Annotated in this window: 20 protein-coding genes; 9 read left to right on the forward strand and 11 right to left on the reverse strand. The window is 67.0% G+C overall.

The annotated features are described in order from the left end of the window. Positions 1 to 21: 21 nt before the first annotated feature. Positions 22 to 1914 carry a diguanylate cyclase gene (locus LQF09_RS02750; RefSeq protein ID WP_270069135.1) on the reverse strand — a complete coding sequence of 631 codons (1893 nt, stop codon included), beginning with the start codon at positions 1912 to 1914 and terminating at the stop codon, positions 22 to 24. A 160-nt stretch (positions 1915 to 2074) separates the two neighbouring features. Here LQF09_RS02750 and LQF09_RS02755 point away from each other — a divergent pair, with 160 nt between their 5' ends. Beyond that, entirely contained in the window at positions 2075 to 4384 is a 2310-nt protein-coding gene (locus tag LQF09_RS02755; protein WP_037985005.1) for a putative bifunctional diguanylate cyclase/phosphodiesterase, read from the forward strand. Here LQF09_RS02755 and LQF09_RS02760 read toward each other — a convergent pair. Further along, positions 4350 to 6251, reverse strand: coding sequence for a GGDEF domain-containing response regulator (locus tag LQF09_RS02760; RefSeq protein ID WP_270069136.1), 1902 nt, complete (start codon positions 6249 to 6251; stop codon positions 4350 to 4352). The genes LQF09_RS02755 and LQF09_RS02760 overlap by 35 nt on opposite strands. Positions 6252 to 6344: 93 nt before the next feature. Between LQF09_RS02760 and LQF09_RS02765 the strand changes: the two genes are divergently transcribed. Then, positions 6345 to 8393: a TonB-dependent receptor plug domain-containing protein gene (locus tag LQF09_RS02765; RefSeq protein WP_270069137.1), complete on the forward strand. Its 2049-nt coding sequence runs from the start codon at positions 6345 to 6347 to the stop codon at positions 8391 to 8393. Beyond that, positions 8390 to 8908 (forward strand): YfiR family protein, encoded by a 519-nt coding sequence (locus tag LQF09_RS02770; RefSeq protein WP_002932611.1) that lies wholly within the window; start codon positions 8390 to 8392, stop codon positions 8906 to 8908. The genes LQF09_RS02765 and LQF09_RS02770 overlap by 4 nt, the downstream gene beginning before the upstream one ends. Before the next feature lie 18 nt (positions 8909 to 8926). Here LQF09_RS02770 and LQF09_RS02775 read toward each other — a convergent pair whose 3' ends face one another. The 8 genes from LQF09_RS02775 to metK form a co-directional block, all read right to left on the reverse strand. Further along, positions 8927 to 11695 (reverse strand): hybrid sensor histidine kinase/response regulator, encoded by a 2769-nt coding sequence (locus tag LQF09_RS02775; RefSeq protein WP_270069138.1) that lies wholly within the window; start codon positions 11693 to 11695, stop codon positions 8927 to 8929. Next, entirely contained in the window at positions 11692 to 12267 is a 576-nt protein-coding gene (locus LQF09_RS02780) for a YfiR family protein (protein WP_270069139.1), read from the reverse strand. Before LQF09_RS02780 ends, LQF09_RS02775 begins: the two co-directional genes overlap by 4 nt. A gap of 9 nt (positions 12268 to 12276) precedes the next feature. Next, a complete protein-coding gene (locus tag LQF09_RS02785; protein WP_270069140.1) occupies positions 12277 to 14352 on the reverse strand; it encodes a TonB-dependent receptor plug domain-containing protein in 2076 nt (691 codons plus the stop codon). 120 nt (positions 14353 to 14472) lie between these two features. Continuing rightward, entirely contained in the window at positions 14473 to 15315 is an 843-nt protein-coding gene (metF, locus tag LQF09_RS02790) for a methylenetetrahydrofolate reductase [NAD(P)H] (protein ID WP_002932617.1), read from the reverse strand. 6 nt (positions 15316 to 15321) lie between these two features. Continuing rightward, positions 15322 to 16167, reverse strand: coding sequence for a TlyA family RNA methyltransferase (locus tag LQF09_RS02795; protein WP_270069141.1), 846 nt, complete (start codon positions 16165 to 16167; stop codon positions 15322 to 15324). Positions 16168 to 16246: 79 nt separating this feature from the next. After that, positions 16247 to 17662: an adenosylhomocysteinase gene (gene ahcY / locus LQF09_RS02800; RefSeq protein WP_002932619.1), complete on the reverse strand. Its 1416-nt coding sequence runs from the start codon at positions 17660 to 17662 to the stop codon at positions 16247 to 16249. A gap of 223 nt (positions 17663 to 17885) precedes the next feature. Continuing rightward, positions 17886 to 18962 (reverse strand): calcium/sodium antiporter, encoded by a 1077-nt coding sequence (locus LQF09_RS02805; protein WP_002932620.1) that lies wholly within the window; start codon positions 18960 to 18962, stop codon positions 17886 to 17888. A gap of 169 nt (positions 18963 to 19131) precedes the next feature. Beyond that, positions 19132 to 20295 carry a methionine adenosyltransferase gene (gene metK / locus LQF09_RS02810; RefSeq protein ID WP_270069142.1) on the reverse strand — a complete coding sequence of 388 codons (1164 nt, stop codon included), beginning with the start codon at positions 20293 to 20295 and terminating at the stop codon, positions 19132 to 19134. A 263-nt stretch (positions 20296 to 20558) separates the two neighbouring features. On the opposite strand from metK, the gene LQF09_RS02815 reads away from it, so the two are divergent. From LQF09_RS02815 to LQF09_RS02840, 6 genes are all read left to right on the forward strand, one after another. Then, on the forward strand, positions 20559 to 21491 hold the full coding sequence (locus LQF09_RS02815) for a lysophospholipid acyltransferase family protein (protein ID WP_232433308.1): 933 nt from the start codon (positions 20559 to 20561) through the stop codon (positions 21489 to 21491). After that, positions 21488 to 22360 (forward strand): lysophospholipid acyltransferase family protein, encoded by an 873-nt coding sequence (locus tag LQF09_RS02820; protein WP_270069143.1) that lies wholly within the window; start codon positions 21488 to 21490, stop codon positions 22358 to 22360. The genes LQF09_RS02815 and LQF09_RS02820 overlap by 4 nt, the downstream gene beginning before the upstream one ends. Before the next feature lie 363 nt (positions 22361 to 22723). Further along, positions 22724 to 23557: a diaminopimelate epimerase gene (gene dapF, locus LQF09_RS02825; protein WP_002933102.1), complete on the forward strand. Its 834-nt coding sequence runs from the start codon at positions 22724 to 22726 to the stop codon at positions 23555 to 23557. 93 nt (positions 23558 to 23650) lie between these two features. Beyond that, complete coding sequence (locus tag LQF09_RS02830) at positions 23651 to 24295, forward strand: DUF484 family protein (RefSeq protein WP_002933105.1); 645 nt, start codon at positions 23651 to 23653, stop codon at positions 24293 to 24295. 70 nt (positions 24296 to 24365) lie between these two features. Further along, positions 24366 to 25268 carry a tyrosine-type recombinase/integrase gene (locus LQF09_RS02835; protein ID WP_002933107.1) on the forward strand — a complete coding sequence of 301 codons (903 nt, stop codon included), beginning with the start codon at positions 24366 to 24368 and terminating at the stop codon, positions 25266 to 25268. Positions 25269 to 25427: 159 nt separating this feature from the next. Then, entirely contained in the window at positions 25428 to 25991 is a 564-nt protein-coding gene (locus LQF09_RS02840; RefSeq protein ID WP_002933111.1) for a hypothetical protein, read from the forward strand. Here the strand turns inward: LQF09_RS02840 and LQF09_RS02845 are convergent, their stop codons facing one another. After that, the gene (locus LQF09_RS02845; protein WP_002933112.1) at positions 25992 to 26348 is read right to left on the reverse strand and encodes a hypothetical protein; all 357 of its coding nucleotides are present in this window, start codon (positions 26346 to 26348) and stop codon (positions 25992 to 25994) included. It abuts the gene before it with no gap. Between the last annotated feature and the right edge of the window lie 4 nt (positions 26349 to 26352).

Genomic DNA, 26352 nt, shown 5'->3' on the forward strand with positions numbered 1-26352 from the left:
ACTGGCCCAAGTAGCCGGGTCCTACCAGGGGCCGCAGCGCTGCTTGCCGTTGACCCAGACGCAGCTCAGGTTGCGCCCCGAGTGCTTGGCCGTGTAGAGGGCGCGGTCCGCTGCGTTGACCAGGCTGTCGGTGTCGGTCATCTTCGGCTCGCGCGCGGCCACGCCGATGCTGGCGGTGACGCTGATCATGCTCTTTCCCGTATCGACGCGCAGGTTCTCGATGACGCGGCGAAGGCGCTCGGCAGCGAGCAGGCCTGCCTTGATGTCGGTGTTGGGGCAGATGACCAGGAATTCTTCGCCGCCCATGCGGCAGACGCTGTCGTTCTTGCGCGCCGAGCGCTCGATCGCCTGGGCTACCTGACGCAGGGTCGTGTCACCGATGGCGTGGCCATAGGTGTCGTTGATCGTCTTGAAGTGGTCGATGTCCAGCACCAGCACGGCCAGTGCTTCACCCGAGCGGTCGGTTGCCGCCCATGCCTTGGACAGGCTGTTCATGCCTGCGCGCCGGTTCGGCAGGCCGGTCAGCAGGTCGGTCATTGCCGCATGGGCGAGCCTGCGGTTGCTGATCGCGAGTTCGGCGGCGAACTGCTTCAGCTTGGCGCGGTCCCGGTCCCAGTCTTCCAGTAGCTGGTTGTGGTGGCGGGCGGCGAACAGGCGCGCGCGCAGCATGAGCATGTCTACCGGCTTGGCGAGGAAGTCGTCCACGCCGCCCTCGAAGGCCTCCATGACCTCCTGCTCGTTGTTGCTGGCTGTGAGCATCACGATGTACATCGTCCGCCCCCACTCCGATGCGCGAAGTGCCCGGCACAACTCCAGCCCGTTCAGCCCCGGCATCTGCCAGTCGGTCAGGACAACCTGAGGCATGGTCTCGAGTGCGAGCGCGAGCGCTTCGCGACCATTCGATGCGCACGTGACTTGATGCCCCAGGTTCTTCTCCAGTGCTGCGTGCAGGGCTGTCCGTGTGGTGGCGTCATCCTCGACCAACAGCACGCGCATTGCGTATTCGTTGGTTCCGCGCTTTGCCTGGGCGTCCGTCATCAGCGCGAAGGCGGGCGGCGCAGCGGTCGATACCTTGAGCAACTCGCCCCATTCGCGCCAGCGTTGCATCAGGCTGTCGATGGTGCGCCCCATCTCGTCGGCATCGAGGCCGAACTTGCTGCCCAGCAGCAGCAAACCGGGGATCTGCTCGCCCCGCTCGTTTTCCGAGGCGGTTCCAAGGTTGGCGACACAGCGTGCGAGATGGAACAGGTGCACCAGTTGATGCGGCCTGGAGCCGGGGGCGAAGCCCGAGTCGTCGGGTGATTCGTGGTAGTAGATCGGCTCGACCAGGGCCATCGGCAGGCCCCAGTCGGCGAGCATCGCAGCGGAGAGCTCGGTGTGGTCGGTGTGCAGGTGCTCGCGCTCCAGTTCCACGAGCCGGCTTGCGGCGTCCGGGTGGGCAAGCAGCGCACCGTATTCCTGTGGGTGGGCCGTCGCCAGGGCGAGCCGGCCGACTTGTGCCAGCAGGCCGCAGGCGAACAGTTCGTCTGCGGCGCCGCCGCTGGACACGCTCGCGAAGGCCTGCATCGCAACGCCCATCAGCAGGGAGTGGGACCAGAAGCCTGCGTAGTCGAATCCGGGGCAGGGGCCGTCCTGATGTTGATCGACGAGTGAGAAGCCCAGCGCAAGGTTGCGCACGGTGCCCAGGCCCAGGCGGGCGATCGCATCGGTGACCGAAGCAACGGAACGTCCGCCGCTGGCCGCCGAGTTTGCCTGGCGCAGGAGACGGCCGGTCAGGGCGGGGTCGGTCTGGGCGACGCGGGCGATGTCCTTGAAGTCGGCATCACTGCTGCGGCACAGGTCGAGAATTGCGAGCGCCACGCCCTTCGGGCTGGGGAGTTTGCCGTTCAGCGGAATGCGCTCGAGCTTTCTCATCTTGAGGTTGACGCGATGCGATGTTCGTGGAGACCGCGCAGCATAACCGATCCGCCGATAGGCGCGCAGCGCGGATCCGGCAGCAGCAGCGATGGGCAGGACTTGGAGTAGGATTGCAGCACAGGCCTGACGGCCGCGGGTTGTGGGGCTGGAGGGGCCGATGACGGTTCGGGGAGGCAGCGTCTTCGTTGGATGGGTCGCCGTGATGGCTGCGCTCGTCGTTGCCGCACGGCTGGCACCGTCGGCCATGTGGGCGAGCATCTTCGACAACCTGCAGTGGACGTTTGCCTTTGGTGGGTCTGCATGGCTCGCCTGGCGGGGGCTGGCGGGCGCAAGGGTCATCGACCGACCCTTGCGGATAGGTCTGTTTGCCGGTGCCTTGATGATCTTCGCGGGGCAGTTGGTCTGGATGGTGCAGGTGGCGTCGGGGTGGAATCCATTCCCGGCGCCGGCGGATGCAGTGTTTCTGCTTGCGCCGGTGGCGTGGGCGGCAGGCTGGTTGGCCGCGCTCGTCAGGGGCTTGCCGCGCGAGCGCTTGTTGCCGTCGCTGCTCGACATCGGGGGGGCCATGAGTGCCCTCATGGCGGCCGTACTCACCCTTTACTTCCCTTCCGGGGCCGACCTGGCCTTCGGCAGCCTGATCGTGCTGGCGCTCTATCCTGTCCTGTTCCTGCTGGCTGCAGGACTCGCGGTGCTGGTGGTGCCCGCCTTGCAGTTGAGGCCTGATCGCTTCCATCTGCTCGTGCTTGTGGGAACGACAACCTACGGTCTGAGCTGGATGCACTGGAACCTTCTGGCACTGGAGGACGCGTTGGTGCCTGGCAGCCTTTTCAATGCCGCCTTCACCCTGTCCGCGGTGCTTTTCGGTTTGGGTGCTTGTCGCTTCCGGATCGAGGCCGACTTACGCGGCGATGAATGCTGGCGCGAGCGTACGATGGCGTACCTGCCCTTGGCGGCCATGGCACTTGCGCTGTTGAGCCTGGTGCTGCTGTTCTTGCGCAGCGGGGACGATGCCGGCGTGGCCCAGCGCGTCATCTTTGCCTGCTGTCTGTTGGCGCTCACGCTGACGACCGTGCGCCAGACCCTGGTGGTCGGTGTTCTCGAACGCCTGCGCAATGCTGAGAATGCCATCCTGCGCAACGAGGCGCAGATGTACCGACTCGCCAATTTCGACACTCTGACCGAACTGCCCAATCGCCGCCTGTTCGAGGATCGTCTCGAACACAGCCTGCGCGAGGCGGCGCTGAGTGGGGGGCAGGTGGCGGTGCTGCTCATCGATCTCGACCACTTCAAGCAGGTCAACGACACCTTCGGCCATCGTTTCGGCGACCGCCTGCTGCGTGAGACCGCGATGCGCCTGCAGTCCTGCCTGCGCAGCGATGCAACGCTGGCGCGCATGGGCGGTGACGAATTCATGGTGATGGTCGAGCGGATGCATTCGCGCACCGATGTCGCGGCCCTTGCTCAAGCCTTGCTCGATAGGGTCGACTGTCCGTGGGCAGATGCAGCCATGGCGCAACAGATCGTCGGCGCGAGCATCGGCATCAGCCTGTATCCCGACGATGCCGCCAATGCGGTCGAGCTCATCCGCAACGCCGACTCGGCACTCAACGAAGCCAAGTCCGCCGGGCGTGGCACCTATCGCTTCTATATCGAGGCCTATACCGAGGTCACCCGGCGCAAGCTCGAGCTGCGCAACAGGCTGCGCCTTGCGCGACCGGACCTCGAGTTTCATGTTGTCTATCAACCGCAGTACGACGCCTTGCGCAATCTGGTTGGGTTGGAGGCGCTGCTGCGCTGGACGGTGGACGGAGCGCCGGTGCCGCCGGACGAGTTCATTCCCATCGCCGAGGAAAGTGGCCTGATCGTCGCGATCGGGGAGTGGGTGCTGGAGACGACCTGCAGGCAGATCCTTGCCTGGCGTGCGCAGGGGCGCTGGGTACCGCCGGTATCGGTGAACGTATCGGCACGCCAGCTCATCGAAGCGGAGATTGCGCAGCGTTACGTCCAGATTGTGCATGCAGCCGGCGTCGCTGCCGCGGATCTCGTCCTCGAGGTGACCGAGACCCAGCTCCTGGAGGATCGCATGCTGCCGTCCGTCGAGGCCTTGTCCCGCGCCGGCTTCAAGTTGTCGATGGACGATTTCGGGACGGGGCAGTCATCCCTGGTCAAGCTCAAGTTGTTGCCGATCACGGAACTGAAGATCGACAAGGCCTTCGTCAGGGACATTGCGACCGACGCCGGAGACCGTGAGATCTGCGCGACCATCCATGCCCTGGCGATCACGCTTGGGCTGGAGGTCGTCGCCGAGGGTGTGGAAACCGAGGATCAGTTCGAACTGCTCGTTGGCATGGGGTGCCAACGCTTCCAGGGCTGGCTGTTCGCGCCGGCCATGCTGCCGTCGGCGGTGTCGCTGCCGTCTGAGGCTGCACAACTCACGGCAGGCAGCGCAACTGCCCCTGCACGATGATGCATGAGCGGTTTCGCCCGGACTCCTTGGCGCGGTAAAGCGCGCGATCGGCGGCGTTGACCAGGCTGTCGGCATCGATCATCGACGCTTCGCGGCTGGCTACCCCGATGCTGACCGAGGTGCGAATCGGGCTCCCCCCCGCGTCGATCTTCATCGACTCGACCGTGCGCCGCAGCCGGTCCGCTGCGAGCAGGGCGGCCTTGAGGTCGGTGTTCTCGCAGATCATCAGGAACTCCTCTCCGCCCCAGCGGCATACGGCGTCGTTCTTGCGCGCCGCGCGCTGGAGCTCCTGTGCGACCGCGACCAGGACCTTGTCGCCGACTGCATGGCCATGGGTGTCGTTGATGCGCTTGAAATAGTCGATGTCGAGCACCAGCACCGAGAGCGGCTGCTGGGAGCGGCTGGCCGCCGGCCAGGCCTTGGCGAGCGCGTCCGTGCCGGCACGCCGGTTGGGCAGACCGGTGAGCAGGTCGGTCATGGCCGTGTGCTCCAGGCGACGATTGCTGATTGCGAGCTCGGCGGCAAACTGCTTGAGCTGTGCGCGGTCGCGCTCCCAGGCCTCGAGCAGCTGCACGTAGTGGCCCGCGGCCCGCAGCCGGGCGCGCAGGGTGCGCACATTGACCGGCTTGGTCAGGAAGTCGTCCACGCCGGCTTCGAAGGCCTCGGCGATCTCGTCTTCGGCGTCCAGTCCGGTGAGCATGATGAGGTACATCGTCTGCCCCCACTCGGTGGCACGCAGCGCGTGCGTGAGCTCGAGGCCGCTCATGCCTGGCATCATCCAGTCGGTGATGACGATGTGGGGCTGCGCGTCTACCGCGACTGCGAGTGCCTCCGCACCTGTTCCGGCACTGATGACCGTATGCCCAAGCACGTCGCGGAGCACGCTCTCGACGATGCAGCGCGAGGTGGCATCGTCATCCACCAGCAGCACGCGCAGGGCAGCGGGGGTGCCGGACAGTTCGGGGCGGCGCGCGTCTGCGGCGGACATCTGGGCGAAGGTGGGCAGCGCTGCCGCCGGGACCTTGAGCAGGTTGCCCCACTCGCGCCAGCGCGGCATCAGCTCGTTGATCGCGTGGTCCAGCGCATCGGCATCCAGGCCCAGCTTGCCGCCGAGCAGCAGCAGCGCGGCGCTGCGGTTGCCGTATTCGCTTTCCGGTGCGAGGCCGAGGTCGGCGATGCAGCGGGCGAAGTGGAAGACGCTGGTCAGTTGCTGCGGTCTCGAGCCAGCCAGGAAACCGGAGGCTTCGGGGGCTTCGTGGTGGTAGATCGGTTCCACCAGTGCGCCGGGGATGCCCCATGCGGTCAGCAGGGCTGCGGTCAGTTCGTTGTGGTCGGTGTGCAGGTGCTCGCGTTCGCGCTCGACGAGCGGGCTGTGTGCGTCGGTATCCTGCAACAGGCGGCCATAGGCGGCCGGGTATACCGTGGCCAGCCCCAGGCGGCCGACCTGTGCAAGCAGCCCGCAGGCGAACAGTTCTTCGCCCGACCCGAGGTTCATCGTCGTTCCAAATTGCTGGACGGCGATTGCCATCAACAAGGAGTGTGACCAGAACGACTGGTAGTCGAAACCCTGGCAGGGGCCATGCTGATGCTGGTCGACGAGTGAAAAGCCCAGTGCCAGGTTACGCACGGTGCCCAGGCCGAGGCGGCGGATCGCCTCCAGCACCGACGCCACCGGGCGCCCGCCGCCCATTGCCGCGGAGTTGGCCTGGCGCAGCAGCCTGCCTGCGAGCGCGGGGTCGGTCTGGGCAAGCTGCGCCAGGTCGGTGAAGGTCGCATCTTCCCGGCGGCACAGGTCGAGGATGGCCAGCGCAACGCCTTTCGGGCTGGGCAGATCACCGTCCAGCGGAATTTGTTCGAGCTTCTTCATCGTCAGCGAGCTTGGGCCCTTGCAGAGACTGATAAAATAACCGATTCAAAGGGTGTGTATTATGCAAATTCGAAGAGAGGAGCTGCTGCGACCGTGATCTTCCGCCGTCTGCAGGTCTGCTTGGCCGGATTCGGCATCCTGTTCGCGGCATCCGGGGGCGCTGCGGCAGCGCAAGACCTGACTGCGCTGCCGCTCGAGGCGCTGTTGCAGCGCGACTTCATCTCCGCCTCGCGGCTTGCACGCCAGGTGAGCGATGCCCCGTCCGCGGTGGCGATCGTCACCGCAGATGATATCCGCGCCTATGGCTATCGTACGCTGGCCGAGGTCATCGCCAGCATGCGCGGCCTCTATGTCACAGACGAGCGTCGCTATCAGTACATGGGTGGCCGGGGCTTCGGCGATGCCGAGGACTACGCGGGGCGCGTGATGCTGCTGGTCGATGGCTATGCGGTCCAGGACAATCTCTTCGACCAGGCCTTCATCGATGAGTCAGGCCTGATCGACCTCGAACTGGTCGAGCGCGTGGAGTATGTGCCGGGGACCGGATCGGTCACCTACGGCAACAACGCACTGCTTGGCATCATCAATGTGGTGACGCGAAAGGGGCGTGACTTTGACGGCGCGCGGGTGTCCGCCCAGTTCTCCAGCCAGGGCGCCAGCGGTCAGCGCGCCACCTGGGGCAAGCGGCTCGAGAGCGGTGCGGAGGTCCTGCTCTCGGCGTCGATGCTCGACATCGACGGCCGCAATCTCTACTTCCCCGCCTACGACACCCCCGCCACCAACCGCGGCGTCGCCGAGGGCCGCGACGGCGAACGCAACCAAAGGGTGTTCGGCAAGCTGTCGTGGTCCGGGTGGACGGTGCACGGGGCATGGGTCGAGCGCAGCAAGGGCGTGCCGACGAACCCCTCGCAGTACACCGCGTTCAACACCCCCTTCCCGATCCGGGACGAGAGCGCGTTCATAGGCGTGCGCCACGAGATGGATCTGGGCCTGCGGCTGCATTCGTCGTCCAGTCTGATGCTGGGCCGCTACGCGTACTGGAACGAACGCGAGTATGCGAGGGAAGAGTGTGCAGAGGACGAGCCGCGGATCGTGTCGTGCGAGAACGATGCTGGCGGTGTGCCCTATGGCTACTTCGACGGCGAGAAATTCGGTGTCCGCGACTACAAGGGCGCTTGGTGGCGCTTCGACCAGAAGTTCGTCGGGCGTTGGTTCGCCGGGCACACCCTGGTTTTCGGGGCGGAGCTGCGCAAGGACCACCGCCAGGCCTTCAGCGTGCGCTACCTGTCACCGAGCCGCGAGGTGCTGAGCCAGAACGAGGGCGCGCTGTCGCGCCGGACGGCGAGTGTCTACTTCGCGGACGACTATCGCTGGAGTGAGCACTGGACCTTGAACATCGGCGCACGCTATGACGACGCCGACGATCTCGACGGCAATCTCAGTCCGCGTGTGGCGCTGATCTGGTCCCCCGACGCGCGCACGTCGGTGAAGGTTTCCTACAGCGAGGCCTTCAAGATGCCCAATGCGAACGATCGCTGGACATCCGGTGACACCGCCGTGCCCGAGTACGTCGCCGCCACCGAGTGGGTGCTGCAGCACCAGCTGTCGCCGCAAACCCGCGTGACCGGCTCCCTGTACCACTATCGGCGGAGCGATCTGCCGGTGTATAGCGCAGCGGTCGATGACTACGTTGCTGAAGGCAGCAGCCGGGCGCGCGGCGCCGAAGTCGAGATCGAGCACCTGTGGGCGCGAGGAGCCCGCCTGCGCGCCAGCCTTGCCCGACAGCATGCGCGCGACGTCGATGGGCGCGATGCGGTCAATTCGCCCGACCTGCTCGGCAAGCTCAATTTCACCTTTCTGCTGCCGGGCGAAGCGCTGCGCACCGGTTTCGAGATGCAGTATCTCGGTCCACGCCTGACGCGCGAGCGGCGCATGCTCGGTGGCGTCACGCTCGCGAACCTGACGCTTTCCACCGAACAGGCCTGGCATGGCGTATTCGCGTCCCTGAGCGTACGCAACCTGTTTGACCGCCGCTATGAGACGGTTTCCGGCCTCGGCTGGCGGCCCGACAGCGGCGTGGCGCAGGACAGTCTGCGCATGGATGGCCGCAGCCTGTGGCTGGAACTCGGCTACGCGCTATGAGGTTGCGCGCGCTCGCCTGCCTGCTGCTGGTCGTCTCCGCCGTGTCGGGGGCGCGGGGCCAGGCCGTTCCCGAGCATGAGCTCAAGGCGACCTACGCATACAACTTTGCTGCGCTTACGCAGTGGCCCGCGTCGGCGCGGACAAGCTTCAATCTCTGTGTTCTTGGCGACGATGAGCTTGCGCTTGCGATGCGGCGACTCGAGGGCAAGGTCCTGCATGGACGCGTGGTGTCGGCGGTGCCGCTCGCGGCGCTGTCGGCGATCCGCGATTGCGATGTGCTCTTCGTTGGCGCCGGCGAACAGGCCAACCTGTCTCGCATCGTCGACGCGCTGGGCGACGCGCCGGTGCTGACGGTCAGTGATGCGCCGTCGCTGCAGGACGTCGCGATCCGCATCGTTCCCGAGGGCAGCCGGCTGGCCTTCGAGGTCGATGTCGAGCGCTGCCGGCGCGCCGGTCTCAAACCGGGTGCCGCCTTGCTTGATCTGGCTCGTAAGGTGCGCCTTCCTACTGATTGAACAGGGCAGGCGTTCGGTTCAATGGCCAAGCGTCTGTTGCAGCCTGCGGATTCCGTCGAGCGTGCGGGCGTACTCGTGGCGTAGTTCGTCGAGCCTTGCGTGCGCCTCCTCCGCGCGCCCGTTCTTGCCCATCATCTCGAACTCCTTGAACAGCGCGGCAAGGGATCTTGCTCCGATATTCCCCGAACTCGACTTGAGGCTGTGTGCGGCTTGGCGCAGCCCCGCGCCGTCGCCTGCTTCAACGGCTTGCTCGAGCGCCGCCAGCAGCGGGTTGCTGCTTTCGAGGAAGACACCGAGGATGCGCTGGACCAGCGTCATACCGCCGTTCGGATCGAGGGCGCGGAACTGCTCGATGAAGGCAGGATCGATCACCGCCTGCGCGCTTTCAGGATCGCTCGGAACTGCAACGGGCGGGGCTGAGGGCAGCGTGCCGGCCGATGGCGCCGCCAGCCAGCGCTTGAGCATGGCCCGCAGTTGCTCCAGCGCGTAGGGCTTGGCCAGGAAGTCGTCCATGCCGGCGGCAATGCAGCGCTCGCGGTTACCTTCCATCACGTTCGCCGTCAGGGCCACGATCGGTACGCGCGGCTGGCGGCGTTGCGCGCGAATTGCCGCGCTGGCCTCGTAGCCATCCATCACCGGCATGTGGCAATCCATCAGGATGAGATCGAAGTCTTCCCTCGATGCAAGGCGCAAGGCCTCCTCGCCGTTCTCGGCGAAGCACACCGACAGGCCGAGGCGTTCGAGCATGGCCTGCCCGACATGGCGGTTGACCGGGTTGTCCTCTGCCAGCAGCACGCGCCCGGCAAGTGACGCCGCCGCGGCGTCGGCCTGTGTCCTGGTGGCGGCCTGCTGGCCGGGTGCGCGCAGTGCGCTCGACAGTACCTCGTGCAGCTCGGCCTGGCGGATCGGCTTGTGCACGCAGCGCAGGATGCCGGCGCGCTCACGTTCGCGCACGCTCGCGCTGGAGTAGCTCGAGGTCAGCACCACCAGGCGGGTGGCGGCAAGCGCCGGCGTGTTGCGGATCTCGGTCGCAAGCCTCAGGCCATCCATGCGTGGCATGTGCATGTCCAGTACCGCGATGTCGACCTGTTCGCCCGCCGCCGCCGTGCGTGCGAGCAACTCGAGCGCAGCATCGCCATCCGCCGCGCAGTCGACCTGCATGCCCCAGGCCCGCAGCTGGCGCAGCAGGATCTCGCGGTTGGTGGCGTTGTCGTCCACCACCAATGCGCGGATTCCGGCGAGCTCGACGCTGCTGCGCAGTGACGCCGGGCTGCTGAGGCCCTTGGGCAGGACAAGGTCGACGTGGAAGCGTGCGCCCTCGTGTGGCGCGCTGTCGAGACTGATCTCGCCGTGCATCAATCCGAGCAGGCGGCGGCAGATCGCCAGGCCCAGCCCGGTGCCGCCAAACTGGCGCGTGGTGGAGCCGTCGAGCTGTGAGAACTGGTCGAAGATGCGCTGCTGGGCATCGACCGGGATGCCGATCCCCGTGTCCTCGACGCTGATGCGCAAGTGGCAGTCGTGCTCGCTCTCGTCGAGCAGGCGGGCACGCACGACGACCTCGCCGCGGGCGGTGAACTTGACCGCGTTGCTGATCAGGTTGCCGATGACCTGGCGCAAGCGGAAGGGGTCGCCGCGCAGGCCGCGGCGGACCTCGGCTGGCAGGTCGGCGACCAGCTCCAGGCCCTTCTTCTCGGCGGGCTGGGCAAACATCGCCAGCGTGCCCTCGAGCAGATCTCCGAGCTCGAACTCCACCGCCTCGAGCTCGAGATGGCCAGCTTCGATCTTGGAGAAGTCGAGGATGTCGTTGATGATGCCAAGGAGGTGGCGGCCGGAGTGCTCGACCGCCTCCGCGAAATGACGCTGCTCCTGGTTCAGTCCGCTGTCGAGCAGCAGTTCGGTCATGCCCAGCACACCGTTCATCGGCGTACGGATTTCGTGGCTCATCGTCGCCAGGAAGTCGCTCTTGGCCTGGCTGGCCGCTTCTGCCGCCTCCTTGGCCCGGCGCAGTTCTTCGGTGCGGCTGGCGACCTCGTCCTCGAGTTGCTCCCGGTGGGCGGCCAGGCGCGCATCGCGCTCGGCGATCTGGCCGAGCATGCGATTGAAGCCGGCGGCCAGCGAGTCGAGTTCGATGACGCTGCTTGGGGCTGCGCGTGCGCTGTAGTCCTCGTCGTGTGCCACCTTGTCCATCAGTGACGACAGTGACGACAGCGGTTGCAGCACCGCATGGTTCAGCCGCCTGAGGGTGCGGGTGGCGAGCAGCAGCGCAAGTGCGGCGGCCAGCGCGGCGATCGACCCATGGGCGAAGACCTGGATGTAGAGCGGGCGCAGGTCGAGGTCGAGGTCGAGCACGCCCAGGACGTTGCCGTTCTCGATGATCGGCTGGGTCATGCGCAGCGTGCCGAGATCGAAACGCGCCTGCTCGGTGGCCAGGCTGTATGCCTTGCGGCCCTGGGCGGTGAACTCGCCGAAGCGGGCGAATTCTGCGCCGTCGACGTCGAAGATGGCCGCGCCGCGCACGTCGGGCAGGTGCTCCAGCGCGGTAAGAATGCGGCCAGCCGAGGCGTTGTCGAGGAACATCAGGCTTGCGGCGGCGTTGTCGGCGAGCACGCGTGCCATCACGCGGGTGTTGCTCTCGAGTGCGAGTGCGCTGATCACCAGGCCGCCGAGCGTGATCAGGACCGCCAGCAGGGCCACGGCAGCGCCCACCGCGCGCTGGCTGACGCGGCGCAGCTTCTCGCCGAGCGTCATGCGCTGCTCATGGCCAGGGGAGGGAGACTGCAGGTTCATTGCTGGATCTCGGATGCGAGCTTGAGCAGTCGGGCGCTCAGCCCCACGCCGTGGTTGCGCGCTGCGGCAAGGTTGACGGAAAAACCAATGCGGTTGCCCAGGGTCTCGATGTTGAGCATGACGCCCCTCTGCATCGCGCCCGGGCTGTCGGCGATCGTGAGCACGGGAAGGCCATCGATCCGGTCCTGCACGCGATTCAGGTTGCCGATCATCGAGCGGGTGATGAACACCATGTCGCAGCCGCCCAGGCCGTCGACCCGCAGTGTGCGGCGGATCTGCAGTGGGCGGGTGCCGACGGTGCGCTGTTCGAGCGCATCGAGGTGTGCGCCGAACGGATCCTCGCCGTAGATGCAAAGATGGAGTGCCGGACGATGGCTGTCCGGCCAGGTAGCGAAGCTGGCGAAGTTGATCAGGAAGGCGGCTTTGAGGCTGTACTCGTCGTCTCCTTCCGGCGCCTGGGCGAAGCCTGCGGCTGCGGGCAGCACCGCCAGCGAGATCCCGCACAGCAGGCCCGCGAGCGCGCGACTCGCACCGGCACGGAGGGTCTTGAAGGCGTGGTGTCGTGAGCCCATGTGCGCGGGTCAGAAGCGGTAGTCGAGACGCAGCCTGATGCTGCGGCCGTCCTGGCCGATGGCATGCATCTGATGAGTGCGCTCACCTGCACCGGGGTGGGCATAGTCCTTGTCGAAGAGGTTGAGCACGCTCAGCGACAACTCGGCACCAGGAATCCAGCGCTCGGCGACGACATGCAGGTTGGCCAGCCAGTGTGCCGGGACCGTTTCACCGTTGGCGGTGCGGCGCATGCCGTCATAGGCGAGTTCCACGCCAGTGCGCAGGCGGGTACGGGGCAAGGGACTGGAGAGGTTGACGCGGCCGAGAACGCGTGGCGAGTTCTGCACCCAGGCGCCGTCGGCGTCGATGGTGTTCTGCGCCGAGACGCTGCCGCGCAGGCGGGCGCCGTTGTACCACGCCTGCTCGGCGGAGAGCTCCAGGCCGCGGCTGCTGAGCTTGCCTGCACTCCGGTACTGGACGATGCCGCCATGGCCCTCGCTCAGTGCGATGAGGTCATCGACCTGCCATTGGTAGAGCGAGGCGCGCAGATGCAGTTCGCGACCGATGCGGTGGTCGATCGACAACTCGACGGTGTCGACCGTTTCGCCGCCGAGGTCCGGATTTGCTTCCATGTAGTCGCCGTCAGCGTAGTAGCTCTGGTAGGCGTTCGGTGCGCGGTGGGCACGGCCGTAGAGCAGCTTCAGCGTGGTCCGCGGCGCAGTGTGCCAGATCAGGCCGGCGCGCGGGCTCAGGCGAGTGCCGATGCGGTCGTTGCGATCCATGCGCAGACCGAGGGTCAGCGTCACGTCTTCGCCGATCTGCCAGTCGTCCTGGGCGTAGAGCCCAAGCCTGTAGCCCTTGCGACGGTCACGCCAGTTGCTTGCGGAGGATGTGTCGGAGAGATCGACGACGTGCTGTTCGATACGGCTGTTGCGCTGGTAGTCCAGCCCCAGCATCAGTGTGTGTGCGGCGAACGCGGTCGACAGCAGCTGGACTTCGGTGCCTTGCCAGTCGGCCAGGCCCGGATAGCCATAGGGCTGACCGGAATAGATCAGGGTGCTGTCGTAGCGGTGGCTGCCGGCGAACAGGCGCGCCGAGATCGACAGGGTGGCCGACAAGGTGTCGCGATAGTCGAGATTGGCAAACGTTGTCCGGTCGCGCTGGAGGCTGCCGGGTGAGAAGCGGTCGGTGCCGTAGGTGGCGACCGCGTCGTCCTTGAGGCGGTCGCCATGCATGAGGGTGAACGACCACGGGCCGCGGCTGGCCTTGAACAGGAACTCGTCGTCGCGCTCGCCGTCCAGTCCGCGCGCGACGCCACGTTCGCCGTCGCCGAAGGCGAGGGTCAGGTCCTCGCCGTCCGAGCGCAGGGCCGAGGCCGAGATCAGCAGGTCGACGCCGTTGTCCAGGCGCTTGCCCCAACTCACGCGGCCCTCACGAGTGGTTTGAGGAGACTGCAGGGCGAGCGCCAGTTCGCCGCCGTCGAGCCCCGCCCCCTTGCGGGTGACGACATTGATGATGCCGAACATCGCATTCTGCCCGTAGAGGGCGCCACCGGGCCCGGGGATGAATTCGATGCGCTCGACCAGGTCGAGGTCGAGCGGAAAGGTCCTGCCCAGGGGGGCGCTGTCATACAGCGGCTCGTTGGCGCGCACACCGTCGATGGTGAGCAGCACACGCGTCATGTAGTCGCCGGGCAGGCCGAAGCCGCGCACGCCGAGGTAGCTGTACTGGCGGTCGTAGGTCTTGAATACACCAGGCAGGGTCGCGAGCGCCTCGTCCAGGGTGCGCCAGCCGAAGCTGCGGATCTCTTCGCGGCTGATCACCGTTGCCGCTGCGGCAACCTCGCTCTGGCGCTGCTCGTACTTTGCTGCGCCGACCACAGGTTCGGCCTTGATCACCTCGAACGGGCTCGGGCGTGGCACCGGCGTCGTGAGCAGTTCCTCGAGATCACGCGCATCGAGACGGGCTGCGGCCGACGCCAATACCGCAAGCAGCAGCGCGCGGCGCAGCCTGCCGCCCGGCGCGGGCACCCCAGCGCACCCGCGCTGGGTTGTCGCGCTGGCGCGTTGGGGCGGGGCGATCGATGGCGGTGTGGTGTTGGTCATTGCCAGGCTGTCTCGGGGCGGTGATGGCAGTCGGCGCCCCTGGACATCAATTTACGCCATCCGTGCCGGGTTCCTTAAGCAAGAAACTCACGCAGCACATCATTTCGCGCCGGCGCCGGGTCAGTCCTGCCGCAGGCTGCGCCCCAGCCGGGTGCAGATCTCGATGGTCGGCCCGGCCATGTTCATGCTGTAGAAGTGCAGCCCGGGCACCCCTTCGGCGATCAGCCGTTCGCACAGGCGTGTGACCACATCGAGGCCGAGGGCGCGGATCGATTCGCTGTCGTCGCCGTAGCTCTCGAAGCTCTTGCGCATCCAGCGCGGGATCTCGGCACCGCAGGCATCGGCGAAGCGGGCGAGCTTGCTGAAGCTGACGATTGGCATGATGCCCGGCACGATCGGGATGGTGATGCCCATCTTGCGCGCCGCCTCTACAAAGTTGAGGTAGGCGTCCGGGTTGTAGAAGAACTGCGTGATTGCCGAGTTGGCGCCGGCGTCGACCTTGCGCTTGAAAGCGGCAAGATCGTCTTTCGGGCTCTTGGCCTGGGGGTGCCACTCGGGATAGGCGGCCACCTCGATGCTGAAGCGGTCGCCGGTTTCGGCGCGGATGAACTCGACCAGTTCATTGGCGTAGCGGAACTCGCCCGCAGCGCCTGCGCCCGAGGGCAGGTCGCCGCGCAGCGCCACGATGCGGCGGATACCGGCGTCTGCGTACTCCTGCAGGATGTCGCGGATGCTGTCGCGGGTGGAGCCGATGCACGACAGGTGTGGGGCGGCCTCATGGCCAGCGGCGGCGATCTCCTTGACCGCGGAGAAGGTACGCTCGCGCGTGGAGCCGCCGGCGCCGTAGGTGACGGAGAAGAAGGCGGGTTCGAGGGCGGCGAGCTGTGCGCAGGTGGCACGCAGCTTGTGGGCGCCTTCGGCGGTTTGCGGGGGGAAGAATTCGATCGAGAGTTCGGTGTTCATGGCGTGTCAGGTGTCGTGGACATCCGGTGTGCGGATGGCATGGAAGAAGAACTCGCGGTTGCCATCGCCACCCGTGATGGGTGAATCGAACCAGTCGAGGATGATCAGTCCGGCCTCGTGTGCGGCCTTACGCAGGCGCTGTTCGACGCCGGCATAGAGTGTCGTGTCGCGCACGATGCCGCCCTTGCCCAGCCCCTGAGGGCCGACCTCGAACTGCGGCTTGACCAGGGCGAGTACATGGCCGGCAGGAGACAGCAGCGCGGGCCACTGCGGTAGCAGCAGCGCGAGCGAGATGAAGCTGGCGTCGCACACCAGTAGGTCGAAGCCGTGTGCCGGGCAATGATCGCCGAGCTCGGCCACGCCGAGTTGGCGCGCGTTCAGGCCTTCCAGCGTGACGCAGCGCTTGTCCTTGCGCAGGCGGGGGTGGAGTTGGTCGTGGCCGACCTCGACACCGACCACGCTTGCGGCACCGGCCTGCAGCAGGCAATCGGTGAAGCCGCCGGTGGACTGGCCGATGTCCAGGCAGTGTGCGCCGCGCACGTCCAGCCCGCTGCGCGCGAGCGCGCCTTCGAGTTTGAGTGCGCCACGGGAAACGAAGCGGTCGCTGTCGTCCGCAACCACCTTGAGCCGGGCGTCGGGCGGCAGCTCCAGCGCCGGCTTGGTGACCGGCTTGCCGTCATGGCTGACGCGTCCGGCGTCGATCAGCGCGCGCGCTGCCGTGCGCGAGGCCGCCAGCCCTTGCGCCACCAGCAGCTGGTCGACGCGCAGCAGACCGTGCCGGTCGGCTGGGTGTTTGCCCTGCGCGGCCGGTTTCGGCTTGCCCTGGCGGGCGTGGAAGGAGTTCATGCTCATCGCGGAGGGCTCGTCATGGGCTGTGGGGCGCCGCGGGAAACCCGCGTGCGCCGCCCCACAGCCGTTGCGTCGAGGGCGCTCAGTAGCGGTACTGGTCGGTCTTGTACGGACCTTCCTTGGGCACGCCGATATAGGCCGCCTGTGCGTCGGTGAGCTCGGTCAGTTGAACGTTGAGCTTCTTCAGCTGCAGGCGGGCGACCTTTTCGTCGAGGTGCTTGGGCAAGGTATACACGCCCACCGGGTAGTCGGCCGTGCGGGTGAACAGCTCGATCTGCGCGATGGTCTGGTTGGCGAAGGAACTCGACATGACATAGCTCGGGTGGCCGGTGGCGCAGCCGAGGTTAACCAGGCGACCCTTGGCGAGCAGAATGATGCGCTTGCCGTCGGGAAAGATGATGTGATCGACCTGCGGCTTGATCTCTTCCCACGGGTACTGCTCGACGCTGGCGACGTCGATTTCGTTGTCGAAGTGGCCGATGTTGCAGACGATGGCCTGGTCCTTCATCTTCGCCATGTGATCGTGGGTGATCACGTGGTAGTTGCCGGTGGCGGTGACGAAGATGTCGGCCTTGTCGGCAGCGTACTCCATGGTCACCACGCGGTAGCCTTCCATCGCCGCCTGTAGCGCGCAGATCGGGTCGATCTCGGTCACCCACACCTGCGCGGACAGCGCGCGCAGGGCCTGGGCCGAGCCCTTGCCCACGTCGCCGTAGCCGGCCACCACGGCGATCTTGCCGGCGATCATCACGTCGGTGGCGCGCTTGATGCCGTCCACCAGCGATTCACGGCAGCCGTAAAGGTTGTCGAACTTGGACTTGGTCACCGAGTCGTTGACGTTGATCGCCGGGAATTTGAGCTCGCCGCGGGCGTGCATCTGGTACAGGCGATGCACGCCGGTGGTGGTCTCCTCGGTCACGCCCTTGATCTGCGCCAGGCGGGTCGAATACCAGTTGGGGGTGGTGGCGAGCTTGGCCTTGATCGCGGCGAAGAGGATGGTTTCCTCTTCCGAGCCCGGATTGGCCAGCACGGAGATGTCCTGCTCGGCACGTGCGCCCAGGTGCAGCAGCAGCGTGGCGTCGCCGCCGTCGTCGAGGATCATGTTGGAGTAACCGCCGTCCGACCACTCGAAGATGCGGTGGGTGTAGTCCCAGTAGTCGGTCAGCGACTCGCCCTTGACCGCAAACACCGGGATGCCGTCGGCGGCGATGGCGGCGGCGGCGTGGTCCTGAGTCGAGAAGATGTTGCACGAGGCCCAGCGCACCTGGGCGCCGAGCGCGGTCAGCGTCTCGATCAGCACCGCGGTCTGGATGGTCATGTGCAGCGAGCCGGTGATGCGTGCGCCCTTGAGCGGCTGGCTGGCGGCGTATTCCTCGCGGATTGCCATCAGACCGGGCATTTCGGTCTCGGCGATGCGGATTTCCTTGCGCCCCCAGTCGGCGAGCGAGAGGTCGGCAACGACGTAGTCGGTGAAGTTGGTGTCAGCCACAGCGTTCATGTGAAGCTCCATGCTATGGCCGGGCTGCGATGCGGGCGGGCAGCGACACTGGCTGCGAGGGCTCACCCGGCATCCCGAACCCGGCAGGGTTGAAGACGATTAGCAGGGTGAGCGCCGTTGTACTGCAACCCGCCGGGCGGCGGGGTCCGAGCCTGGGGGCCGCGGCCGGCAGTGCCGGCGGGCGCCTCGCAGCGCTCCTCGGAAAGCGCAGATTATATACGCGTCAACGGCTTGTGCGGCCGTTGTCGCGCACGATGCTGACGATGAGCGTGACCACCGTCAGCGGCAGCACATAGCCCAGCATCACGTTCGAGAACGCCGGCAGGCTGGCGTGCTGCTGCGCTTGCAGGACCAGCCAGGCAGTGTACGCCGCATAGTAGGCGAGGAACACGCCGCCCTCCCAGCGCGCGATCTCGCGCCCGGTGATCATGATGGGCAGGCAGGCGAAGGCCACCGCCAGCATGACCCACAGGTCGAAGTTGCGCGCGGCTTCCGACACCGGGAGCCCAGCGCCCGAGACGATGCCGGTGACGCCGAGCACGGCGAGGATGTTGAACACGTTGCTGCCCACCACGTTGCCGACCGCGATGTCGCGCTGGCCGCGCATGGCGGCGACGATCGAGGTGGCGATCTCGGGCATCGAGGTGCCCACCGCGACCACGGTCAGTCCGATCACCAGGTCGCTGACACCGAAGGCGCGCGCAAAGGCGACGGCGGAATCCACCAGCCAGTCTGCGCCCACCACCAGCATCGCCAGGCCGACCCCCACCAACGCGATCTGTACGGCCCAGTGGCGGTCCCAGTTCGAGGTCGGAATCTCGGAGGCGAATTCGTCTTCCACCGCTTTGGAGGCGCGCCGGGACTGAACGACCAGGAAGAGGGTGTAAGCGATCACCAGGCCGAACATCACGATCGACTCCAGCAGCCCGATACGGCCGTCGAGCGCCACCACCACCAGCAGCACCGAAGCGCCGATCATGATCGGGATCTCCTGGCGGATGATCTGTTCATCGACCAGCAGCGGCGTGATCAGGGCCGAAATGCCCAGGATCAGCAGGATGTTGGCGATGTTGCTGCCCACCACGTTGCCGATCGCGAGGTCGGGGCTGCCCGACAGGGCTGAACCCACCGACACCGCCATCTCCGGTGCACTGGTGCCGAAGGCGACCACGGTGAGACCGACCACCAGTGGCGACACGCCGAAGGACACTGCCAGCCGCGAGGCGCCGCGCACCATCACGTCGGCGCCGATGACGAGGACGGTGAGACCGAGGACGAACATCAGGGTTTGTTCGAGCATAGGGAAGGATCTTGCGTTGTGATGTGAGGAGCAGGGGAGCGGGGAAGACCGTTGCCGTGGAAGGACGTTCGCGGTCGAGTGTGGCGGTGTTTAGATGGTCGTGGATCGGTGATCAAAAAAGACGCCTCCCTCCGTCGCCGGAGAGAGGCGTGCGGTTCGTAGCGCTATTTTAGAGCCCGGCGTCGGCGCGCAGTGCAGCGGCCTTGTCGGTCTGCTCCCAGGAGAACTCGGGTTCGTCGCGGCCGAAGTGGCCATAGGCGGCGGTCCGCGAGTAGATCGGGCGCAGCAGGTCGAGCGTCTGGATGATTGCCTTCGGGCGCAGGTCGAAGTGCTTGCCAACCAGTGCCACGATCTGCTCGTCGGCAATCCTGCCCGTACCGAAGGTATTGACCATCAGCGACACCGGACGTGCCACGCCGATCGCGTAGGCGACCTGCACCTCGCACTTGTCGGCCAGCCCAGCGGCGACGATGTTCTTGGCCACGTAGCGCCCGGCGTAGGCGGCCGAGCGGTCGACCTTGGAGGGGTCCTTGCCCGAGAACGCGCCACCGCCGTGGTGGGCTGCGCCGCCGTAGGTGTCGACGATGATCTTGCGCCCGGTCAGGCCGCAGTCGCCGTGCGGGCCGCCGACCACGAAGCGGCCGGTGGGGTTGACCAGGTAGCGTACGTTGCCCTGCATCAGTTCGGGCGGCAGCACCGGCTTGATGATCAGCTCGATCACCGCCTCACGGATCTGCTCCTGCGTGACGTCCGGGTCGTGCTGGGTCGACACCACCACGGTGTCGATCGCAGTCGGCTTGCCGTCGACGTACTTCACCGTGATCTGGCTCTTGGCGTCCGGGCGCAGCCAGGGCAGGCGGCCGTCCTTGCGTACCTCGGCCTGGCGCTGCATCACGCGGTGCGCGTAATGGATCGGCAGCGGCATCAGGCTGGCAGTCTCGTTGGTGGCGTAGCCGAACATCAGGCCCTGGTCGCCGGCGCCCTGGTCGAGCGGGTCGTCGTTGGCGTTATTCACGCCCTGGGCGATGTCGGGCGACTGGCGGTTGATCGCCGCCAGCACCGCGCAGCTCTTGTAGTCGAAGCCGATGTCGGAGTTGTCGTAGCCGATGCGGCGGATGACGTCCTGCGCGATCTCGCGATAGTTGGGGTGTGCGGTGGTGGTGATCTCGCCTGAGATCACGACGAGGCCGGTGGACACCAGCGTCTCGCAGGCGACGCGCGCCTTGGGGTCCTCGGCCAGGATGGCGTCGAGCACGCCGTCGGAGACCTGGTCGGCGACCTTGTCCGGGTGGCCTTCGGAGACCGACTCGGAGGTGAAGAGGAACTCTGCCATGCTGCTACTCCTTGAAAAGCAAAAATCCCCGTTTTTCTGGCCTTGCGTCTGCGGCCAGCTCCGGGGATTTCGTCGAGCAGCCGACGCTTTAGCAGTATTTGTACGGCAGCCGCGCTGCCATGCCGCCCTGCAAGTTGTCGAGTTAACTCGGCGGTAAGGCCCGGATTATAGACCGGGACGGCGGGGTGTGTAAGCATTCGGGGCTGGTGAACCGTGCCGGCATTCTCAATGCGCCCCTGCCGGCCCCCGCTTGGACCCTGCCCGTGCTGTTTCAATCCCTCTTTCGTCTGCTCTCGCGCCTGCCGCTGGCCTGGCTCCACCGCCTGGGCGGCTGGGCGGGCTGGCTGACCTACAAGGCCTCGCCGTCCTATGCCCGCCGTCTGCGCGAGAACCTGTTCAACGCCCTCGGTCGCGAGGACGAGACGGTGCTGCGCGCAGCCATCGTCGAGGCCGGTCGCCAGGCGCTCGAGCTGCCCTTCATCTGGGGGCGGCCGGCGGCCGAGGTGGTGGCGAGCGCAGTGCGCACCGAGGGCTGGGATCTGGTCGAGGCGGCGCGCGCCGAGGGCGCCGGTATCCTCTTCATCACCCCGCACCTGGGCTGCTTCGAGATCACCGCGCAGTGCATTGCGGCACAGATCCCGATCACGGTGCTCTACCGTCCGCCGCGCAAGGACGTGCTGCAGCCGCTGATGGAGGCAGGCCGCGCGCGCGGCCAGATGCGCACCGCACCGGCGGACCTGTCGGGCGTGCGCAAGCTGGTCAAGACCCTGCGCAGCCACGAGGCGGTGGGCATGCTGCCCGACCAGGTGCCGGGCGCGGGCGAGGGCGTGTGGGCGCCCTTCTTCGGCAAGCCGGCGTGGACGATGACGCTGGCCGCGCGCCTGGCTGCGGTCAAGGGCGTGCGTGTGATCTACACCTGGGCCGAGCGCCTGCCGCGCGGCGAGGGCTACGTGTTCCGCCTGCAGGCGCCCACCGAGGCGCTCACCGGCGCGCTCGAGGCCGATGTCGCGATCATCAACCGTGAGGTTGAGCGCATGATCCTGCAGTGCCCGCAGCAGTACCTGTGGGGCTATAACCGCTACAAGGGGCCGCGTCGCGAACGCGAGGACATCGTCCCTGTTGCTGGCGCGCCTGCTGATGCGGCGGCACCCGATTCGCCAACGCCGCCCCGCGGCGACGTGGAGGGCAGGTCGTGAGCCGCGTGATCATTGCCCTCATCTGGCTGTTGCACTGGCTGCCGCTGTCGTTGTTGTCCCGTATCGGAAGCGGTTTCGGGTGGCTGCTGTACTGGCTGGTGGTGCCGCGGCGCAAGGTGGTGCTGATCAATCTGCACTTGTGCTTCCCCGATCTGTCCGAGTCCGAGCGGCGCGCGCTCGCCCGCCGCCATTTCGCGGTCACCGGGCGCAGCATGCTCGAGCGCGGCCTGGCCTGGTGGGCGAGCGCAGAGCGCCTGCGCGCCACCGTGCGCATCGATGGCCTCGAGCGCCTGCAGGCGCTGCGCGCCGCCGGCCGGCCGGTGTTGCTGCTGGCGCCGCACTTCGTCGGCCTCGACATGGCGGGCACGAGGCTGTCGCTGGAGGGTGACTTCGTCAGTGTTTACTCGCCGCAGAAGGACAAGGTGATCGACCGCTGGCTCTACCACGGCCGCAGCCGCTTCAACGATCAGCTGTTGCTGTCGCGCCACGACGGCGTGCGCGCTACCGTCAAGGCGATGAAGTCCGGCCGCCCCTTCTACTACCTGCCCGACCTGGATTACGGCCGCAAGGAGTCGATCTTCGTACCCTTTTTCGGCGTGCCAGCCGCCACCATCACCGGCCTGCCTCGGCTGGCGCGCCTGGCGGGGGCGGCGGTGGTGCCCTGCGTGGTACGCATGCTGCCCGGTGGCGGCGGCTACGTGCTCGAGCTCGGTGAGCCGTGGACGGACTACCCCTCGGACGACGTCGAGGCCGATACCCGGCGCATGAACGCCTGGCTCGAGGGCGTGGTTCGGACCATGCCCGAGCAGTACTACTGGGTGCATCGCCGCTTCAAGACGCGCCCCGAAGGCGAGCCGCGCATCTACTGATGTCGTGCGAAAAGCTCGCGGCTGGCGCCGCTCCTACAGCAGGCCGCCGCGGCCGATCGACCCCCGTGGGAGCGGCGCGAGCCGCGAGGGGTTGAAGGCGATGTGGCTTGGGGGGCGATGAAAAGCTCGCGGCTGGCGCCGCTCCTACAGCAGGCCGCCGCGGCTGATCGACCCCCGTGGGAGCGGCGCGAGCCGCGAGGGGTTGAAGGCGATCCGGATTGGGTGGGCCGACAAAGAGCTTGCCGCTGGCGCGGCGCTTACGCTGCGCTGGAGGTGGACGCTGGTCGTCGCGGTGGAGGACAATCGCGGCTTGCGCTGCGTACGCATGAGCGCATCTTTCCAATAGTATCCGTCAGGCTTCCGATGAAACTGCGCTTCACCAAGATGCATGGCCTCGGCAACGACTTCGTCGTCATCGACGCCACCCGTGAGCCGGTCGAGCTTACGCCGGCACGCGTGCGCGCGATCGCCGACCGCCATTTTGGCGTCGGCTGCGACCAGTTGCTGGTGGTCGAGCCCGCTACCCGGCCCGATGTCGATTTCCGCTACCGCATCTTCAACGCCGACGGCGGCGAGGTCGAGCAGTGCGGTAACGGCGCGCGCTGCTTCGTGCGCTTCGTCCATGACAAGGGGCTCACCAGCAAGCGCGAGATCCGCGTCGAGACGCGATCGGGCGTCATTGCGCCACGCCTGCGCGACGACGGCCTGGTGACGGTCGATATGGGGGTGCCGCAATTCGCGCCCGACAAGATTCCCTTCGTGTCCGAGTCGGATGCCTTCGTGCAGCCGCTCGAGGTCGGCGACAGGACGGTGGCGATCACCGCGGTGTCGATGGGCAATCCGCATGCAGTGCAGGTGGTGGCTGACGTCGATACCGCCCCGGTCGCCGAGCTGGGGGCGCTCATCGAACGCCACGAGCGCTTCCCGGCCCGCGTCAATGCCGGGTTCCTGGAGGTTGTCGACCCCGGCCACGCGCGCTTGCGAGTGTTCGAGCGTGGTGCGGGCGAGACGCTGGCCTGCGGCACGGGCGCTTGCGCGGCCGTGGTCGCGGGCATCGGACGCGGCCTGCTGGTCTCGCCGGTGAAGGTCGAGACCCGTGGCGGCGAACTCGAGATCGCCTGGGCTGGCCCGGGCTCGCCGGTGCTGATGACCGGGCCGGCGGTGAGCGTTTTCGAAGCAGAGATGGTGCTGGACTGAACGCTGGGCTGCGGGCTGGACCACGTAGCGCGCACCGCGTGCGCGCATGAACAAAGCGGGTCGCCGAGCGGCCCGACAGGGAGTACACGAGCGATGAATGCCGACGATGTGGCGCGCTATCTGCGCGAGCACCCCGATTTCCTGAACCAGCACCATGAGCTGTTCACCCAGCTCACCGTGCCGCACCCACAGCACGGCGGGCAGGCGATCTCGCTGGCCGAGCGCCAGCTGCATGCCCTGCGTGACAAGATCCGCCAGCTCGAGGTCAAGCTCTCCGAGCTCATTCGCTTTGGCGCCGAGAACGACGACATCAGCACCAAGGTGCATCGGCTGTCGGTGATGCTGCTTGCAGCCGGTAGCGCGGTGTCGGTGCGCCAGGCGCTGGTGTCCAGCCTGCAGGACGACTTTGCGGTTCCGCACGTCAGTCTCAGGCTGTGGGGCAGCGTCGCCGAGGCGGACGCAGACGAGGTCAGCGCGGCTGCGCGCAGGCATGTGGAAGCCCTGCGCCACCCCTATTGTGGGCCGCCCGAGAGTATCGAGGCAACGGGCTGGTTTGGCGAGGCTGCGCCCCATGTGCGTTCGCTTGCGCTGATGCCGCTGCGTGCCAGCGGTGTGTGTTTCGGTTTGCTGGCGCTGGGCAGCGCCGAGCCGGAGCGCTTCTATCCCGAGATGGGCACGCTTTACCTGAGCCGCATCGCCGATCTCGCAGCGGCGGCGCTCGTCAGTCGCGGCGGCTGATCGCAGCGCGCGGGAGCATGCAATGAGCAGGCGGTCGCAGGCGGGGCGAGGCGATCAGGCCGCCCGGGCAATGGTGTCCCCGGCAGCGGGGCCGTTGCCGGCGGATGGCGAAGCCTGGCTCGACTGGCTGGCGAGCCAGCGCAGGGCCGCCGAACTCACGCTCAAGGCTTACCGCGAAGGTCTGCATGCGTTGCTGCGCCTGGCTGCCGAGCGCCAGCCCGCCGAACTCGACATGCAGGACATCCGGCGCTTCGTCGCCCGCCTTCATGGCGAGGGCCTGGGCGGGCGTTCTATCTCGCGTCATCTGTCAGCCTGGCGCAGTTTCTATCGTTGGCTGGCGCGTCACCGCGGCGTGCGTGTCAACCCCGCGCTTGGCGTACGCCCGCCGCGATCGCCGTCGCCCCTGCCGCGTGTGCTGTCTCCCGAGCAGGCACAGGCCTTGCTCGATCCAGAGCCGTCAAATTTGCTCGAAACTCGCGATATTGCGATGTTCGAGCTTTTCTACTCGTCCGGCCTGCGTGCGGCCGAGCTTGCTGCGCTCGATGTCGACACTGGAATCGACCTGGCGCAGGGTATGGTGACCGTCACCGGCAAGCGCCAGCGCAGCCGCAGCGTGCCTGTCGGCGGCAAGGCGCTGGCCGCGCTGGTGCGCTGGTCGGCGCTGCGGCCGCAGCTTGCACGCGCGGACGAGCCTGCGTTGTTCGTTACCCGCAGCGGTGGCCGCCTCAGCACGGGCGGCATCGCCAGCCGGCTCGAGCAGCGTGCGCGGGTGCTGGGCCTGGGTGTGCACGTCCACCCCCACATGCTGCGCCACAGCTTCGCAAGCCATCTGCTGCAGTCGAGCGGCGACCTGCGTGCCGTTCAGGAACTGCTTGGCCATGCCAGCATCCGCAGTACGCAGATCTACACTCACCTTGACTTTCAGCACCTTGCCCGCGTTTATGATGCGGCGCACCCGCGCGCGCGCAAGTAAGGTCCGAGGGGCGGGTTGCCCATGTTGGGTACTTCCGGGCTGAGCACGGCGTGCTGCTCCGCTATGCTGCGCGCGTTGATTACGATCATTTAATAAAAATCGGTTTTTTGTCGATACTGCACAGGTCGACACGGATCGCAGCCAGTCTCCCCAATATCAATGGTCCTCAAAGCCAAAGCACAGGACGCGCCGGCGGCAGCGTCCGACAAGGACACGCTCGAAGTCATCGAGCCTGGTTCGGCCCAGCGCATCCTCAAGTCGGTGGCGCTGATGCTCGCGCGCCACGAGATTCGCAACATCAGGCGCTGGTTCGAGGATTTCGATCGTGACATCCTGCTGCCCATCCTGCTCGGCGAGATCGCACTCCACAACATTGGTGCACTCGAAACCGGCGGTGAACGTGGCAACGGGAACCACGGTGCCGAGGCTGCAGGCGCCGCAGTGATCGAGTTCAGTAGCGACGTCGACGACGCGTACTGCGAACTCAAACCCTGCAATGCGTATTCGATCGCTGCGGCGACCGGGTTGCCGCGCGAGACCGTACGCCGCAAGATCGTGCGCCTGATCGAACTCGGCTGGATCGTGCGCAGGGACAACGGCCATCTTTTCATCACCCGGGCCGCGGTCGATCACTTTGGTGCGCTGCTCAGTTCGCGCCAGCTGGGCGAGTTGCTGGAGACGGCCGAGCGCGTGCGCGCCCTGCTTGACGCCGACGCGCGCTGATCAGCGCGTGGTTGCCGAGGCCGGGGCGCGGTATTCGGGGTTGGGGCCGGGTTCGGCGCGATGCATGGCGGCACTGATCAGCACCAGGGTCAGCACCAGCAGCAGAAAGTAACGCACCTGCGCGGCTGGCCCGGGGAGCCGGCGGCGCGTGCCGTAGTACATGTTGCGCATGTAGTGGCCGCCGAGCACGGCCAGCACCAGCAGGCCTGCGCCCAGCAGGCGCGAGGCGGTGGCGTCGAACTGGCGGCCACGCGATGGGTCCCAGCGGTCGGGCATGAAGAAGTCCGGCGCGTGCATGAGCAGGAAGAGCCCGCCGACTACGCACAGCGTCATCATCACCACCTGCAGCGAGCGCATGGTA

This window comes from Thauera sp. WB-2, from assembly GCF_027594845.1.
GTDB classification, from domain to species: Bacteria; Pseudomonadota; Gammaproteobacteria; order Burkholderiales; family Rhodocyclaceae; genus Thauera; species Thauera mechernichensis.

What these genes read in the sequence shown, in the direction of transcription:
- LQF09_RS02845 (WP_002933112.1), bottom strand. Translation starts at nt 26,348, where the DNA reads ATGCGCTCGCTGCAGGTGGTGATGATGACGCTGTGCGTAGTCGGCGGG.
- LQF09_RS02795 (WP_270069141.1), bottom strand. Translation starts at nt 16,167, where the DNA reads ATGAGCATGAACTCCTTCCACGCCCGCCAGGGCAAGCCGAAACCGGCC.
- LQF09_RS02775 (WP_270069138.1), bottom strand. Translation starts at nt 11,695, where the DNA reads ATGAACCTGCAGTCTCCCTCCCCTGGCCATGAGCAGCGCATGACGCTC.
- LQF09_RS02760 (WP_270069136.1), bottom strand. Translation starts at nt 6,251, where the DNA reads ATGAAGAAGCTCGAACAAATTCCGCTGGACGGTGATCTGCCCAGCCCG.
- LQF09_RS02805 (WP_002932620.1), bottom strand. Translation starts at nt 18,962, where the DNA reads ATGCTCGAACAAACCCTGATGTTCGTCCTCGGTCTCACCGTCCTCGTC.
- metF (WP_002932617.1), bottom strand. Translation starts at nt 15,315, where the DNA reads ATGAACACCGAACTCTCGATCGAATTCTTCCCCCCGCAAACCGCCGAA.
- LQF09_RS02840 (WP_002933111.1), top strand. Translation starts at nt 25,428, where the DNA reads ATGGTCCTCAAAGCCAAAGCACAGGACGCGCCGGCGGCAGCGTCCGAC.
- dapF (WP_002933102.1), top strand. Translation starts at nt 22,724, where the DNA reads ATGAAACTGCGCTTCACCAAGATGCATGGCCTCGGCAACGACTTCGTC.
- ahcY (WP_002932619.1), bottom strand. Translation starts at nt 17,662, where the DNA reads ATGAACGCTGTGGCTGACACCAACTTCACCGACTACGTCGTTGCCGAC.
- LQF09_RS02830 (WP_002933105.1), top strand. Translation starts at nt 23,651, where the DNA reads ATGAATGCCGACGATGTGGCGCGCTATCTGCGCGAGCACCCCGATTTC.
- metK (WP_270069142.1), bottom strand. Translation starts at nt 20,295, where the DNA reads ATGGCAGAGTTCCTCTTCACCTCCGAGTCGGTCTCCGAAGGCCACCCG.
- LQF09_RS02755 (WP_037985005.1), top strand. Translation starts at nt 2,075, where the DNA reads ATGACGGTTCGGGGAGGCAGCGTCTTCGTTGGATGGGTCGCCGTGATG.
- LQF09_RS02750 (WP_270069135.1), bottom strand. Translation starts at nt 1,914, where the DNA reads ATGAGAAAGCTCGAGCGCATTCCGCTGAACGGCAAACTCCCCAGCCCG.
- LQF09_RS02770 (WP_002932611.1), top strand. Translation starts at nt 8,390, where the DNA reads ATGAGGTTGCGCGCGCTCGCCTGCCTGCTGCTGGTCGTCTCCGCCGTG.
- LQF09_RS02780 (WP_270069139.1), bottom strand. Translation starts at nt 12,267, where the DNA reads ATGGGCTCACGACACCACGCCTTCAAGACCCTCCGTGCCGGTGCGAGT.
- LQF09_RS02785 (WP_270069140.1), bottom strand. Translation starts at nt 14,352, where the DNA reads ATGACCAACACCACACCGCCATCGATCGCCCCGCCCCAACGCGCCAGC.
- LQF09_RS02835 (WP_002933107.1), top strand. Translation starts at nt 24,366, where the DNA reads ATGGTGTCCCCGGCAGCGGGGCCGTTGCCGGCGGATGGCGAAGCCTGG.